Consider the following 15,234-nt stretch of genomic DNA (forward strand, 5'->3'; position numbering starts at 1 on the left):
AATAAATTAAAAAAACTTATCAACTAAAACGTTTGAATTTGTTCATTATATTAATAATATAATAATATGGGTCAAACAATGGTTCTTCTTTGCTAATTTTACATTTTAATACTAAAAAAAATGCCAAAAGCTATAAAAAAAATTGGTGTACTGACTTCAGGAGGTGATTCACCCGGAATGAATGCAGCCATTCGTTCAGTAGTTAGAACTTGCGCCTATCACAACATTGAATGTACCGGTATTTACAGAGGTTACCAGGGAATGATTGAAGGCGATTTTAAAGAAATGGGAGCAAGAAGCGTTAACAACATCGTAAACAAAGGTGGAACCATTCTAAAATCTGCGCGGTCAAAAGAATTTATGACTGTGGAAGGCAGAAAAAAAGCCCATCAAAATTTAGTGAATGCCAACATCGATGCTTTAGTAGTTATCGGTGGAGATGGTTCTTTTACCGGTGCCGAAGTTTTTAACAATGAATTTGGCTATCCTGTAATGGGAATTCCAGGCACTATTGATAATGATATTTTTGGCACAAGCCATACATTAGGATTTGATACCGCTTTGAATACAGTGGTAGAATGCATCGATAAAATCAGAGATACTGCCAGTTCACACAACCGTCTTTTTCTTGTCGAAGTTATGGGAAGAGATGCAGGTCACATTGCTCTAAATGCCGGAATTGGCGCAGGAGCAGAAGAAATCCTTATTCCTGAACAGGATTTAGGTTTGGAACGTCTGTTGGAGTCATTGCGTAAAAGTAAGGCTTCCGGAAAATCATCAAGTATTGTGGTTATTGCCGAAGGCGATAAAATAGGGAAAAGTGTATTCGAACTTAAAGATTATATAGAAGAGAATATGCCTGAATACGACATCCGTGTTTCCGTTTTGGGACATATGCAGCGAGGCGGCGCACCATCTTGTTTCGACAGAGTGTTAGCCTCACGTCTTGGTGTAAAAGCTGTGGAATCACTATTGGAAGGAAAATCAAATTTTATGGTGGGTATCTTAAATGATAAAGTCGCACTTACACCATTAGAAAATGCCATCAAAGGTCATTCAGAAATAGACAGAGAATTATTAAGAGTATCTGATATCATGTCAACATAAAGAGGGGATTTGGTTATTTGGTTATTCGGTAATTCGGTAACAAATAACCAAATAACCAGATTAACACCCGAGGCCAAAGGCCGAATTGAACGAAGTTAAATTAACAATTAAAAAAAAATGTCAAAAGTAAAATTAGGAATAAACGGTTTCGGAAGAATAGGAAGAATAGTATTTAGAGAAACTTATAACAGAGATAATGTAGAAGTAGTAGCCATCAATGATTTATTAGATGTTGATCATTTGGCTTATTTATTAAAATATGATTCAGTTCACGGTCGTTTCAACGGAAAAGTAGAAGTAAAAAATGGACAGCTATATGTAAACGATAGATTTATCAGAGTTACTGCCGAAAGAGATCCAAAACTAATCAAATGGGATGACAAAGATGTTGATGTAGATGTGGTAGCGGAATGTACCGGTTTCTTCACAACGATTGATACGGCAAAAGCGCATATCGATGGTGGTGCCAAAAAAGTAATTATTTCAGCGCCTTCGGCTGATGCTCCGATGTTTGTTATGGGAGTAAATCACCTTGATGCTAAAGCCACTGATACTGTAGTGTCTAATGCTTCATGTACAACCAACTGTTTGGCGCCATTAGCCAAAGTAATCAATGATAATTTCGGAATTGTGGAAGGTTTGATGACGACAGTTCACGCTTCAACATCGACGCAAATGGTAGCTGACGGACCATCCAGAAAAGACTGGAGAGGCGGACGTGCTGCAAGTGTAAACATTATCCCATCATCAACCGGAGCTGCAAAAGCAGTTGGAAAAGTAATACCAGCATTGAACGGAAAACTTACAGGTATGTCTTTCCGTGTTCCTACGGTTGACGTTTCTGTAGTTGATTTAACAGTTAAAGTTGCCAAAGAAACTTCGTATGACGAAATCATGGCTGTCTTGAAAAAAGCTTCTGAAAATGAATTAAAAGGAATCCTTGGTTTTACCGAAGATGACGTAGTTTCTCAGGATTTTGTTTCTGATCCAAGAACCTCAATCATTGATGCTAAAGCCGGAATTGGTTTGAACTCAACGTTCTTTAAATTGGTTTCCTGGTATGATAACGAATATGGTTATTCAAGTAAATTGATTGATTTATCTGTTCACATAGCAAATCTTTAACTCATAACTCATAATTCATAACTCATAATTCCATATGAAATTACTAGTTGATAGTGGATCTACCAAAGCCGATTGGATTGCCATTGATGATAACGGAAAAGTACTTTTCACTACGCAGACACTGGGTTTAAATCCGGAAGTTTTAGATGAAGCCGAAATAATCAATCGTTTGGAAGACAAATTCGATATTTCGCATAATAAAGACAAAGCTTCGCATCTTTTCTTTTACGGTGCCGGTTGTGGAACCGATAGAATGAAAAACTTTTTGACCAAAGTGTTTAAGCAATATTTTACCAAAGCGATTGTTTCGGTTTATGAAGATACCTATGCCGCGGTTTATGCGACCACGCCAAAAGACGAAGAAGCCATAGTGTGCATCCTTGGAACAGGTTCTAACTGTAGTTATTTTGATGGTAAAGTGTTGCATCAAAAAGTGCAATCGTTAGGCTATATCGCCATGGATGATTGTTCAGGAAATCGTTTTGGAAGACATTTGTTACGAGGGTATTCTTTTAACAAAATGCCGGCTGAATTAGCCAAAGAATTTCAGGAAGAGTACAATCTTGATCCGGATTATATCAAGCATAATTTATACAAAGAGCCTAATCCAAATGCCTATTTGGCAACCTTTGCCAAGTTTTTGATTAAACACAAAGACACCGATTTCTGCAAAAAATATATCTACGCCGAACTGGAAGATTTTGTAGAAAACTATATCATGCAATTTGAAAATCACAAAGAAGTGCCGGTGCATTTTGTGGGTTCAATAGCGTTTTATCTGAAAGATGAATTAGAAGAAATTTTAAACAAATACGATATCAAAATTGGCAACGTACTCCGAAGACCAATTGACGGTTTGATTGCGTATCATATTTTGAATAAATAAAATAACGTCATTGCTTCGGGTTCTCGATACGATTTTTGCTTCGCTGCGCTACACAAAAATCACTCGAACTGACGAACCCTGATGCCGTCACTTCGAGTGTCCGCCGCGGCGGATGTATCGAGAAGTCATAATACAAGGTCTACTATAAACGTAGGCCTTTTTTTTCGGCCTTAGACCCGAGCCCGAAGGGCGAACGGATGAAATAATCTGCAGGCGAGTGTCAATTAATTGAAAAATCCGTAAAAAGAAAAGCTGTTTGAGCAGGGCCGAGCGTAAAGAAACAGTTCAGCGAACTGTTTTAGCGAAGGAGCCAGGAGGCGCGCTGGCAATAGCCTTGATTTTTTGTTTCTTTTGCATCAAGGCAAAAGAAAATAAACAAACAAACCATTATATTTGTGAAAACATCACTCATGGAAATAGCAATAATAGCCCACGACGGAAAAAAAGCCGACATGGTTCAGTTTATCAATAAAAACAAAGCCATACTTCAAAAAGAAAACATAAAACTAATTGCTACCGGAACAACAGGAGGCAAAGTTGAAGCCGTTGGGATTAAAGTAAAGAAAATGCTTTCCGGACCACAAGGTGGCGATGCCCAAATTGCGGCACGCGTCGCCGAAGGAAAAACCAAAATGGTATTGTTTTTTAAAGACCCAAACTCAAGCCATCCGCACGAACCGGATATTAATATGCTGATTCGGATTTGTGACGTTCACAATGTGCCTCTGGCAACCAATGAAGCTACCGCACAATTGTTATTGTTGGGCTTGGATGAGATAAAGTAACTATTACCCAACTACATCATCAGCTTTATTCTCAACAAGGGTATCTAACTCTGGTTTATCTTTTTTCCATTTAAGAAATCTGATTTTCTTACGCTGTAGCAAATGATTTACCACTTTATGCTCTATATAATGATGAAAAGGTAAGAGCATAGCAATCAAAATGATTTTAATAGAAAGAATTTTCCAAGGCTCACCATGCGTTAAATCGTGAATGGCAGTGTCGAATAGCAGAATCAGGAATTCAAAAAAGAAAATAAAAGCAAAAAAGCTCAGGCCTCTGATTATCGTAGTACTCGAACTAAAAACGCCCAAAAGCACTAGCAAGATAAATACGGAAGCGAGCCCTGCTGTTATACCCATGTATTGGATGTTGTGGCTTGCCCTCGTTTCTGCTTCCATGCGTTGGTTTTCATTTTCAATCTCCAACACCACCAGGTCACCTTCTTTAGACAATGCCGCCGCACTGTCTTTGTATTGCATCCAAAGCTGTTTGTAGTGATAGGCTTTCTGATAGTTTCCATTTCGCGAAAAGAGTGTGTCCAAATTGGCATAGCGCTCCATATGATCCTCAACATTATTGCCAAAGCCTGTGCCGGTATCTGCTTTAGCGTAATAAGCGGCTGCACTATCCGGATTATTGAGAAGTTTATAATAATTACCTGTTAGGGCATAGTAGTTCCAACTGTTGATTTGGTCTTTTCCCATTGCCGATTTCATTTTTTTTAGAAAATTCCGTGCCGAATCTTTTATGCCCAGTTTTGTATAACAGTTGGCAAGCTGCCCGTAATAATCATAGAGACCACCGCTGGATACATTTCTGAAGTAATTTTTTTTGATGTCATCCTTTTGCAATAGGCGCAGCATATTTTCATAATCATTAGACATACTATAAATATCCAACAGGTCTTCATCTTCCGATAAAGGGTTGTGCCTTTTTTTGCGCAACTTGTTGGTTTCCTTGTAATAATACTTAGCCGTTTCAAATTCACCCACATTGGTATAATAGTGCGTCAGCAGGTGATAACCACCTTCTATCCAGTCGGGCCAGTTTTTCTTTTTACCGGTTTCCAGTATTTTCAAGGCATATTCCTTTGCCTTTGAATACTGTTTTAAAGAATTGTAAAACCAAAACATTTGCCAGTAAGTGTTTAAGGCCACACGACCATCACCAACTTTTTCTGCCAGCGCGAGCTGTGTTATATACGATTTGTACTGTAGCAATCGTTCTCCTTTGCTATTGTGTATATACCCCATAGTCACTCCCACCTCGTACGCCAATGAATCAAAACCGTTTTCTCTTGCTATAGCATTAGCTTCCTGAATTAGCTCAAAACCTTTAGCGGTATTGCCCTTTATTTGATATTGTAGACCACTGCTGTATAAATAATACCATCCCTGGAATTCCTCATTTTTTTCTGCTTTGGCCAGGGCAAACATTTTGTCTAAGTACTTCTGGGCTTCGTCGGGCCCTGACAACCCAACTATAAAGCGATAGGTGCGCAATTGAAGGTCTGCATTATTGCTGAGCTCGGCGTTGAGTAATATGCCTTTTTTGTATTTGTCCATTTCCGCTGGCCTCACCGATGAAGCTATTTTTTGGTAGAGGCTGAATTTTGCTTCAGGATCTTTTACCTTTTTTAATTCACGGGTAAGACTGTCAATTATAGGTTCATTCTGCGCCTTTAGATTGGATAAAGGGAATACAATTATCAGAAGAAAAAATAGTAATCGTAATCGCATAGTATTGTTTTTGAGGTAAATATAAATAAAATACCTTACAGATTGTAGTTGCTACTACTTCAAATTTATCTTGTTTCAGAAATCTTTGTTGGCGGTTGTAGTTCTTTATGGTTTTGGTAAGAAGATTCAAGTTTACACTGTTTCTTTACATCAGAACCAGAACAATCTCTAAATTATATAAAACCCACCATACTATTATATAACATAGTACCAGCAGTTTAGCTTAAATTTGGCATACAATTCTAACGATAGGCGTAATGGAAAAGTATTGTACAATCCTACTAGCTACATTCCTTATATGCTCCTGCAACCCAAAGGAGCAAGACAAAAACATCGTTATAAAGAATACCCAAACTATTGATACCACAAAACATAAAGCAACTGCCAAGGCTGTGAATGAACAACTGGCAGATACCATACGGATGGTCGTAAAGGACAAGAAAGGAAGCTACACCGCCATTGGAACTATTGATTCCATACATCCTCGGATTTATATAAAGTTTACCAACAAAACTACCGGAAGCTTACACGCCATGGTTAAGCCATTACCATTAGGAAGTGAAGGTAACATACGGTTTAACCAAATACTGTTTCCCAACAAAATGGCTGATGGCCCCTTTGGCCACGACCTATTCATAAAACTAAAACAAACTGGCGAACACACCCTCATCATTGGTCATTCGTTAATGGCTGAGAATCCTCATAGCGGAAGGTTTATGGTGGAGGTAATTACGAATTAATAGGAGAGGCGGGTGCTAGGTCTATATGGTATACGTTTAGTATTCTGGAGTTTGCTTTTGAATTCTCTTCACCAAATTGTCTTCCCGCTTAATCATGTTTTCCAATTCTTTCTTTTTTGGTACATTCTCGTTTTGATACTTTACTATTATTGATGTAGTCAGTATTATCTTTAAAATGGCATGGCTGTCCTCAATGGAGGCTTCCTTATCAATAATAGTCTTGGAAAGTTTGTCGAGCTCTTTACTTTTTTCAAAATACGCGTTGTTGCTTTTTTGAATAAACGCGAGTATCTTTTTTCTTGTTATACTGTCCTTTATCAATTCTGCCTGATTCCTTGCCGACGCGTAAAAATCAATAGACTTACGGTTATAGCTATAATAGCCGTCAAGAGTCTCTCTTGTATCCAGATTGTCAATGTCTGATTCTAATTGTTGCAATTCGGGGGTATTTAAAACCAGTTCCTGGTATAATTCCTCCACAAGATTCCCTCTTGAACCTGACCTAAATGATACTTTTTCCTTTAGCGCTTCGGGGATTTCTTTTTTGTTGGGAGCTTCGGCTCTTTCGTTTTTACAGGAAAATAAGGTGATTACGGTTAAGAGTAACAATAGTTTTTTCATGGGTTTGTTTAATAGTGGTTTTAAAGATAGCAAAAAGTTCAACAAGTAAACTTCATTATTGTCATACTGACGATGGAAGCATCTCTTCCAACTTCACAATATTTCTGTAACACCAATAAAGCAGCACAAAGCCAAAAACACCAAAGGAACAATCAATCAACTGCCAATAAAACGGAATGCCTCTTATAGGTCCGGCGATAAACGCTAAAGGGAAAACCATACAACAGGCAATCATCCCGAATTGAATTACCCAAATATTCTTTACAGGATCTCTCAACGGACCAATAAACACAACCGCAATGACAAGGTGAGCAAAAGCAAGCCAGTCAGTGCCATAACTCAGGTAAGGATACTTTGCGTTGGTGTCTTTTACAGCAAAATAAACCTGATTAATCCAGTTTTGTAAAGTTACGGGAAGCATAGAACTATCCGAATGTAATAGCGCCAATTCCGATTCGATAGGGAATGCGGTAATACCGCTTAATGCCAATCCTATTATAAAAAGGATAATTAGGTTTTTTATTCGTTTTCTTAATTGGGTTTCAGTTGATGATGTCATAGAGATTGCTCTATATAACCCAAATATATAAAATTCCTGATGTTTTCTTGTAGCGTATTGTAGTTAGAGAGAATAGAATTATTTAGGTACGGATTGCAAATTCGCACTATTTAGGTAGTATATAATTCAATAAACACAGATAAATAATCAATCTTTTTTTATTACTTCTGTATTTTCTTTTAATGCTTTCGCTATATTAGAAAACTTTACTAAATCTAGCATTATGACATCTAAATTAGCCTGAAGAGTTATACTGCTTATAAATGCTCTCAAATATGGAAAACCAATCGGAATTGAATTTGTAAAAAAATATTCAGGAACTTCATCAAAGCTATATGATTTGTCAAATTCAAAAATAAAAGTCGGATTAGCACTAATCAATACCTCTTGAGTTCCTTCATCAGTTGCTTCAAAAAATAAGTGTAATTCATAAATCCCGGTTGTTTCAAAATACTTTCCAAATGGTTTAAAAGACATTTTTATCTTATATTCTATAGTGTTATCTATATCTACAGAAAATCTTGGAATAGTAAAGTCGACAAATTTAAACGCTTTAGGTGCTTCTTCTTGAATCATAATGATAATGTATTAAAAAAAGAAAAAGACCCTATGTTTTTAGGGTCTTTTTCTTTATGGGTATTATAAGAGTATTCGCTTGGCGGTTCTGCTAAAACAGCTGAATTACAAATAAGTTGAGAAGGGCTATATCTTCTTGCTTTAACTGGAGAATTAAATATTTCACCAACTAAAACATGATTAGAAACACCTAATTCTAAAATCGGATTTTCAACTTTGATTAATATATTTTCTGTAATGAATAATATATCTTCTTGCGGAAATAAATTTCTAAATTTTTCTTCCAATACAATTTGTTTATCAGCAAATTGTCTGTCTTTCTCAAAACAATGAACAGGCTTAACTTCTATAATATGTGTATCTATAATAGAATCAAACTCGTATCTTATCTCTAAATATTTGTGGGTGTTATATAAAGCGAATAATTCTTCTTTTAAAAAATTTGTTGCTTCTTTCATAACTTTGTATTTAATATATTGATAACCTCTTTACTTATTTTGTATGCTTCAACGCTTTGGTCTTTTTCAACCTTAACATTTTTGTAATCTGAAATAGTTCTAAATTTACGCAATAATACAATTTGGTCTCTTACAGTTTTCGCATAATATTTATCATATTTCACACTTAATGCATTATGAATTAAATCTATCGGATATGTATGTGAATCTTTGGACATAGGTCTCCCTTTTGATTTAGCGATATCTTCCGCCACTTTATCAAAAGTTATTCCAATTCGATTTAGCGTATGACTAATCATTTGGAAAACTCCATAATAAGAGCAGTGTACGCTTGGAGCATAATTATATTGTTCTTCAATTAGCACTTTTGCCGCATCGAGATTAAAACCAGATTTTTCTTTTAAAAAACTCAATTTTGCGCAAAGATATAAAATTAAACACTTAATAAAAATATAAATAATGTTACAAACAAATTTAATCAAATATAATGATTTTAAGATACATCCGACAAAACGGATATTTTTTTTTACAATTGCTACCCAAAAAACTAACATTTTCAGGCAATTTCCGGCCAAGAAAAGCTAAGCAAATTATTGTAACAACCGACTTTTAGCCGTCGTTCTTAATCAATCAATTCTGCGATTTGCATTCCAATTTGGCTATTAAAATTTTCCAAGCCTTTAGATTTTCTAACAATAAATCTTGATATAACTCCTTTCTGCTGGCTTCCAATGGGTTTAATTAATTCCCGTGCTTCTGTATCAAAAGCTTCATAACTTCCTGCGTGTCCTTGAGAATCGATTTCCTTTTTAAATGCAGTTTCAAAATCGTGTTCTAAAATAACTAATTTAGATAGTGGAGCTGTGTTACTATCCATTATTTTAACTACATCAACATTATCAATAATATCATTAATAGTTATACCAAAACAATTAGCAATATTTGTATTTGAAGACACCTTATTTACGGAGTTGTCATTATCAAAAACTACAATGATTGGAATTTTAAATTTTGAATATAACCGCCAGTATTTTGGAATTTGATTTTTACCATTTACTCCAATGACTGAAATCCCCATAGGATTACAATCAATATCCAAAATAGACAATAGTTCTGGAATTACCAATTCTTCTGTTTCTCCTTCAACCAGTACTAAGTACCTTGCAAAAAAGCCTTCATTAAGTTTGAAATTTGAGGTTGTTTTATAATACTCTGACAAACTTTCTAAAGTAACTTTGTGTGCTGGAACACCAGTATCTATGCAATGTTGCATCAATTCAGTTTTTGAACAAGTAATTAATTTTGTATGAAGTTTATTTTCATTTTCTTCGTCATCAATTTTCACAACTCTTCCGATTTCATCAAAAAATTCAGTGTCAATAAATGAATCGGAATGGGTTGAAATAATTACTTGCATTCCTGATTCTGCAATATCTCTTAATTCCGAAAATAAATGTCTTCTAGCTTGTGGATGCAAAAACAACTCAGGTTCTTCAAGTGCTAAAATTCCATTCATAGCACCGTCAATACTTTTAAAATTTTTCGCAAAGCTTTTTAGTAAAGCAATTAGAATAAGATTTCTCGCTCCTTCTCCTAATTCTGATAAGTCTAATGGTTTGTCTGCACTTTCTGGATCAATTCCAAGAATTTGCATTGTTTTAAAATAATTAGTTGGTGTGAAAGGTTGAAAATCAACTTCCAATTGAGTTTTAAATTTTGGAAGTAAGGCACTATAAAACTCTGAGAAATCTGATTTAAAAAGACTAAAACCTGGAACTGTATCGAATATTTCTACAAGCTCTCCAAATTTTTTGTTTAATTGACTTTTGATTTCTTCAGTAACATTTTTATGGAAAGCTTTTCTAATTCTTCCAATTAGAGTCCAATCATAAAAAGATAAATGCTTGTCTAATGTTCTGTCTGCGCCAAGATAAGTTGAAGGAAAATCTTCTTTAATTTGACTTGTGAATGGCATTTTTACTGTTTGGTCCCAATTAGAAAAATATGTAATTCCCCATTTACTTTCATGTGGTGAAAATTTTACGCTGCGACCATTATCAAAGAATAAGCTAATTTCAATTTCAGCTTCTTTATTTCTTAGATAATAATCATGTTCTTCAAGCTTTTCTTTACCAATCCAACTTTCTCCGCAAATTAAATCTATTGCTCTAATAAGATTTGATTTTCCAGAATTATTTTCTCCAACTAAAACAAGAATTCCAGATTCGGGATAGTTAAATTCTAAATCTTTGATTGATTTGTAATTCTTGATTTTAATTTTCGATAGTTTCATATTTGGTTATATTTCCTTAATAGTTTTAGACAATCACGGCTAACTTATAAACAGCCGCAACACCGCCTACTTACAAGCATACTTTTTTACTCCCGATAAAACTTCTGTGGTATTTGTTCCGGTAGGACAAAGCTAAAGTAAGAATAAAATTAACAAGTGGTTGGTTTTTGTTAATAATTTTCCCTTCGACTCATGATAATTATCGGAACCGGGTGAATGAAAGAAATGGATTCCCGCCTGCGCGGGAATGACAAAAACGATCTGCAGGGAAAGACAATCTTTCGATAAGGCTTCAACATTTTGTCGACGTGGCTTCGACAAACCTTCGACGCAGCCTCGACAAACCTTCGACAAGGCTTCGACAACTTGTCGACCGTAAGCATGAAAAGAGCACTTCTAAATCCCAAGGCTTCGGGACAGGTGAAAAGTAAGAATCCTTTTAGTGCCTCATTTTGAACAAAACAATGTAAAAACTTATGTAAAAACTTATGTTAGAACTTGTTACTGATTGATATTTACCTAAATTTGTGCCTCTTAAAACAGGATGCTATGAAATCGAAAATTACCTTATTATTACTATTATCTACGCTATTCGCACATGCCCAATTGGAATTTGAGGAAAAGGTGGTGATAGACAAATCGCTGTTTGTTTCATCGATGAGTATTTATGCTGCCGATTTTGACGGAGATGGTGATAAGGATATTTTGAGTTCCTCCCAATCGGACAACAGGTTGGTATGGTTAGAGAACCTCGATGGTACGGGTAACGATGTTGCACTTCATACCATTTCATCAACCATTCAGACACCTTGGGGCGTTTCTGCCGCCGATTTTGATGGTGATGGCGATATGGATGCTGTTGCCGCCGCCTCGAGTAGCAATAACGTAATTTGGTATGAGAATACCGATGGCAACGGTACGTTTGTACAAAAACAGGCTTCATATGCCTTTCAGGTAAACCTTGTAATGTTCGCAGATATGGACAATGACGGTGATACCGATGTAGTTTGGTCTTCCAAAGCAGATGGTACCATAAGAGGTTTTAAAAATGATGGGTTGGGAAATTTTGGTAACTCATTTAATGTGGAAACCGGTGTTTACTCTGTCGTGAGTATTTACCTTGCCGATGTGGATGGTGATAGTGACATCGATATCCTGTCCGGCTATTCGCTGGACGGCACTTCATACTCGTTCGCATGGTACAGAAATAATGGTACAGCAACCAGTTTTGGCAGCAGGTTATTCATATCTAGCGCCCCATCAATCACCTCTGTACATGCAGGCGATTTGGATGGTGATGGTGATATGGATGTGGCCTCGTCAACAGCAGGTGATGACAAAATTGCCTGGTATCAAAACACCAATGGTCTGGGCGTGTTTGGTACGCAACAGGTGCTGACGACAACGGCAGATAACGCTCAGGTGGTAAACATAGCCGATGTAGATGGTGATGGCGATAAGGATGTGGCTTTTGGTTCTATTGATGACCAGACTATCGGGTGGTTCGAAAATGTAGACGGCGCCGGGAGTTTCGGCAGTGAAATTGTTATATCAACAAATCCCGGTTCCATAAGGGAAATTAGTTTTACAGATATGGATGCCGATGGTGATTTGGATTTCCTTGTTTCTGGTGGCAAAATTACGTTGTTCAATAATACCAATGGCGCAGACACTTACATACCCAATATCCTAACCAAGCATATTGATGGCGGACGTATTGTGGCTGCGGATGATTTAGATGGCGATGGCGATAAGGACATCGTTGCCGCTTCCTATTGGGATGATAAGATTTCATGGTTTAGAAACCTCGATGGGCAGGGCAATTATTATAATACGCAGACTATCCTGTCTACTGCATTGAACGGAGCAAGTTCGGTTTTCATTGGAGACGTTAATGGCGATGGGTTTAAGGATGTATTGGCTACGGCTTATCTGGATAATGATGTAGTTTGGTTTAGAAACACAGATGGCCTTGGCAATTTTGCAGCCCCACAAGTTATAGATACTGACCTGTATCTTTCCTCCAGGGTATACCTTTCTGATATCGATAATGATGGTGATATGGATGTGTTTGCTTTAGGAACCACACGAATCGCATGGTACGAGAATCTTGATGGAGTAGGTGGCTTTAGCGCCCAGCAGTCCATAGATAATATTGCCAATTTTACCATGTATGATATAGCTTTCGGTGATTTGGATGGCGACGGAGATAAGGATATTTCCGTAGCGGGAAGTTATGGGATGATGCGCTATATTAATAGCGATGGCCAGGGTACTTTTGGTGGAAGGATATTGGTACAAAGTACTACGAATAAAGGGGTTTCCACCAAAATTACAGACATCGACGCCGACGGTGATAATGATCTTGTCTATCTCGGCTATGTGGGTACCGACAATTCCAACGCTTTTGTGGGTTGGTCAGAAAATTTAAATGGATTAGGAAACTTTGGTCCGATTCAAATCTTCAGTACTCTCGTTTCCTATCCTAAAAGTGTTATAGTTGGCGATTTTGATAATGATGGCGACATGGATATAGCTTCTTCTTCAACAGGCAATGGTGGTCTTATAGCATGGTATGAGAATACGGACGGTCAGGGAGCTTTTGCCAATACACAACAGATTATTTCCCAAACAATCATTAGTCCGAACAACCTATTTGCTGCGGATATCGATAACAATAATACCTTAGATATTGTATCCATCTCTGAAGATGATAAGATTTCGTGGCATAAAAACTCAGGCATCCTGCCAGCAAATAGTATTAGTGGAAACGTTCGTTTTGATTTGTTGGGCGATGGCTGTACCGAGACCGATCCGTTATTAAGCGGAATCTTGGTGGTGGCCACAGATAATGCGGGCACTAATGCTACCTTCACTCAGGAAAACGGACACTTTCAGATTTATACGACTGAAGAAGGCACGGTAACCACAAGAATCGCATCGCAAGCTGACTATTACGCACCAAGTCCGGCCACTTTTGTGTCTAATTTCACAGGTCAGGGCAACGCTGACGAAGTCAATTTTTGCGTACAACCCATCGGTGATATTCATGACTTATCGGTTAGCTTTTATCCTACCAGACTAACAAGACCGGGTTTCAATACGTATTATCAGATTGTTTATAGAAATGAAGGCAACACCTTATTAAGCGGTTCCGTTAGTTTTGAGTTTGACAGTTCGAAACTAAGCTATCTGGGTGCAAGCCAGACTGTTTCTTCACAAACCGCCAATACTGTGACCTTTAATTTTACAGGGCTTTACCCTTTCGAATCAAGAACTATCAACTTAGAATTCTATGCCTTTGCACCTCCTGCAACAAATGCTGGAGATGTATTAACACCCACAGTTACCATAAATCCCGTAACAGGAGATTACACACCGAGTGACAATGTATTTTCCAGTAGCCAAATAGTGGTAAGTTCCTATGACCCTAATGATATTACCTGTCTTGAAGGCGACCAGGTACTGATAGCAGATGCCGATAAGTACCTGCACTACCTCATACGCTTTCAAAACACGGGCACAGCAGCTGCCACCACTGTTCGTGTAGACAATGTCCTGGATAACAAACTGGATTGGACCACGATGAAATTGGAAAGCCTGAGCCACCCGGGCAGGGTTACTATCCATAATGGCAGTGAGGTGAGTTTTCATTTTGACAATATCAACTTAGCGGACAGCACCCATGATGAACCTAATTCTCATGGTTTTATCGCATATAAAATCAAACCGCTAAACAATATAGTTGTTGGTGATATTGTACACAATACCGCTTCAATCTATTTTGATTTCAATCCCGCTGTTGTTACCAATACAGCAGCAACAACCTTTGTTGAAGCTTTGTCTGTGGTAGATTTTGAAGCAGATACCGTTTTTGTCTATCCTAATCCTACGAATGGGATTTTGAATATTGTTTCCAAGGTTTCAATTGAAACCATTGGTCTCTTTAATCAGCTGGGACAATTGGTGCTTTCAGGTAAAAATGTTTCCACGATTGATGTTTCTTCTTTGAGTCAGGGTGTTTATCTGATGACTTTAAAGGATATATCAGGTACAACCTCTACAAAAAGGATTGTTAAGAAGTAATAACAATGTTGGTTCGTTTGATTAAGTAGGAGAAAATAACCTGGAGAATAGACATGTAGGTTTCGCTACATTTTTTAATCATCTGAATGACTTAAACGATTATAATTGCTGTTTGTCAATTTTATTTTTTTTGAAATAGAAACACCTATATATTTAAATTACCATAGCATTAGTAGGTTAAGTTTATGGTAGATTTGGGGCAAAAAGGGTGAAAAGAAATTTTCACCTTTTTTATTTTATGTACGATTTTCTTTCTTC

At 37.0% G+C, this 15,234-nt stretch carries 13 protein-coding genes; 6 read left to right on the forward strand and 7 right to left on the reverse strand.

What is annotated here, in order from left to right:
* Positions 1 to 120: 120 nt before the first annotated feature.
* The 4 genes from pfkA (at position 121) to GS03_RS08720 (ending at position 3,903) form a co-directional block, all read left to right on the forward strand.
* Complete coding sequence (gene pfkA / locus GS03_RS08705) at positions 121 to 1,107, forward strand: 6-phosphofructokinase (protein ID WP_136152154.1); 987 nt, start codon at positions 121 to 123, stop codon at positions 1,105 to 1,107.
* A gap of 117 nt (positions 1,108 to 1,224) precedes the next feature.
* A complete protein-coding gene (gene gap, locus GS03_RS08710; protein ID WP_136152155.1) occupies positions 1,225 to 2,232 on the forward strand; it encodes a type I glyceraldehyde-3-phosphate dehydrogenase in 1,008 nt (335 codons plus the stop codon).
* Positions 2,233 to 2,266: 34 nt separating this feature from the next.
* On the forward strand, positions 2,267 to 3,118 hold the full coding sequence (locus GS03_RS08715; RefSeq protein WP_136152156.1) for an N-acetylglucosamine kinase: 852 nt from the start codon (positions 2,267 to 2,269) through the stop codon (positions 3,116 to 3,118).
* Between the two features lie 410 nt (positions 3,119 to 3,528).
* Entirely contained in the window at positions 3,529 to 3,903 is a 375-nt protein-coding gene (locus tag GS03_RS08720; RefSeq protein ID WP_136152157.1) for a methylglyoxal synthase, read from the forward strand.
* 3 nt (positions 3,904 to 3,906) lie between these two features.
* Here the strand turns inward: GS03_RS08720 and GS03_RS08725 are convergent, their stop codons facing one another.
* Positions 3,907 to 5,643 (reverse strand): tetratricopeptide repeat protein, encoded by a 1,737-nt coding sequence (locus GS03_RS08725; protein ID WP_136152158.1) that lies wholly within the window; start codon positions 5,641 to 5,643, stop codon positions 3,907 to 3,909.
* Positions 5,644 to 6,065: 422 nt separating this feature from the next.
* Here GS03_RS08725 and GS03_RS08730 point away from each other — a divergent pair, with 422 nt between their 5' ends.
* Positions 6,066 to 6,383: a hypothetical protein gene (locus tag GS03_RS08730; RefSeq protein WP_136152159.1), complete on the forward strand. Its 318-nt coding sequence runs from the start codon at positions 6,066 to 6,068 to the stop codon at positions 6,381 to 6,383.
* Positions 6,384 to 6,419: 36 nt separating this feature from the next.
* Here the strand turns inward: GS03_RS08730 and GS03_RS08735 are convergent, their stop codons facing one another.
* From GS03_RS08735 to GS03_RS08760, 6 genes are all read right to left on the reverse strand, one after another.
* Complete coding sequence (locus GS03_RS08735) at positions 6,420 to 7,004, reverse strand: hypothetical protein (protein WP_136152160.1); 585 nt, start codon at positions 7,002 to 7,004, stop codon at positions 6,420 to 6,422.
* Between the two features lie 61 nt (positions 7,005 to 7,065).
* Positions 7,066 to 7,563, reverse strand: coding sequence for a hypothetical protein (locus tag GS03_RS08740; RefSeq protein ID WP_136152161.1), 498 nt, complete (start codon positions 7,561 to 7,563; stop codon positions 7,066 to 7,068).
* A 147-nt stretch (positions 7,564 to 7,710) separates the two neighbouring features.
* A complete protein-coding gene (locus tag GS03_RS08745) occupies positions 7,711 to 8,139 on the reverse strand; it encodes a hypothetical protein (protein WP_136152162.1) in 429 nt (142 codons plus the stop codon).
* Entirely contained in the window at positions 8,136 to 8,597 is a 462-nt protein-coding gene (locus GS03_RS08750) for a hypothetical protein (protein WP_136152163.1), read from the reverse strand. The genes GS03_RS08745 and GS03_RS08750 overlap by 4 nt, the downstream gene beginning before the upstream one ends.
* The gene (locus GS03_RS08755; protein ID WP_136152164.1) at positions 8,594 to 9,010 is read right to left on the reverse strand and encodes a HEPN domain-containing protein; all 417 of its coding nucleotides are present in this window, start codon (positions 9,008 to 9,010) and stop codon (positions 8,594 to 8,596) included. Before GS03_RS08755 ends, GS03_RS08750 begins: the two co-directional genes overlap by 4 nt.
* Before the next feature lie 209 nt (positions 9,011 to 9,219).
* Positions 9,220 to 10,890, reverse strand: a complete 1,671-nt coding sequence (locus GS03_RS08760) for an ATP-dependent nuclease (protein WP_136152165.1) — start codon at positions 10,888 to 10,890, stop codon at positions 9,220 to 9,222.
* A 549-nt stretch (positions 10,891 to 11,439) separates the two neighbouring features.
* Between GS03_RS08760 and GS03_RS08765 the strand changes: the two genes are divergently transcribed.
* Positions 11,440 to 14,976 carry a T9SS type A sorting domain-containing protein gene (locus tag GS03_RS08765; RefSeq protein WP_136152166.1) on the forward strand — a complete coding sequence of 1,179 codons (3,537 nt, stop codon included), beginning with the start codon at positions 11,440 to 11,442 and terminating at the stop codon, positions 14,974 to 14,976.
* Positions 14,977 to 15,234 lie beyond the last annotated feature (258 nt).

The sequence above is a fragment of the Flavobacterium sangjuense genome (assembly GCF_004797125.1).
GTDB lineage: Bacteria > Bacteroidota > Bacteroidia > Flavobacteriales > Flavobacteriaceae > Flavobacterium > Flavobacterium sangjuense.

Coding starts and splice junctions, on each gene's coding strand:
- gap (WP_136152155.1), top strand. CDS start 1,225: ATGTCAAAAGTAAAATTAGGAATAAACGGTTTCGGAAGAATAGGAAGA.
- GS03_RS08725 (WP_136152158.1), bottom strand. CDS start 5,643: ATGCGATTACGATTACTATTTTTTCTTCTGATAATTGTATTCCCTTTA.
- GS03_RS08750 (WP_136152163.1), bottom strand. CDS start 8,597: ATGAAAGAAGCAACAAATTTTTTAAAAGAAGAATTATTCGCTTTATAT.
- GS03_RS08760 (WP_136152165.1), bottom strand. CDS start 10,890: ATGAAACTATCGAAAATTAAAATCAAGAATTACAAATCAATCAAAGAT.
- pfkA (WP_136152154.1), top strand. CDS start 121: ATGCCAAAAGCTATAAAAAAAATTGGTGTACTGACTTCAGGAGGTGAT.
- GS03_RS08715 (WP_136152156.1), top strand. CDS start 2,267: ATGAAATTACTAGTTGATAGTGGATCTACCAAAGCCGATTGGATTGCC.
- GS03_RS08740 (WP_136152161.1), bottom strand. CDS start 7,563: ATGACATCATCAACTGAAACCCAATTAAGAAAACGAATAAAAAACCTA.
- GS03_RS08735 (WP_136152160.1), bottom strand. CDS start 7,004: ATGAAAAAACTATTGTTACTCTTAACCGTAATCACCTTATTTTCCTGT.
- GS03_RS08730 (WP_136152159.1), top strand. CDS start 6,066: ATGGTCGTAAAGGACAAGAAAGGAAGCTACACCGCCATTGGAACTATT.
- GS03_RS08745 (WP_136152162.1), bottom strand. CDS start 8,139: ATGATTCAAGAAGAAGCACCTAAAGCGTTTAAATTTGTCGACTTTACT.
- GS03_RS08720 (WP_136152157.1), top strand. CDS start 3,529: ATGGAAATAGCAATAATAGCCCACGACGGAAAAAAAGCCGACATGGTT.
- GS03_RS08765 (WP_136152166.1), top strand. CDS start 11,440: ATGAAATCGAAAATTACCTTATTATTACTATTATCTACGCTATTCGCA.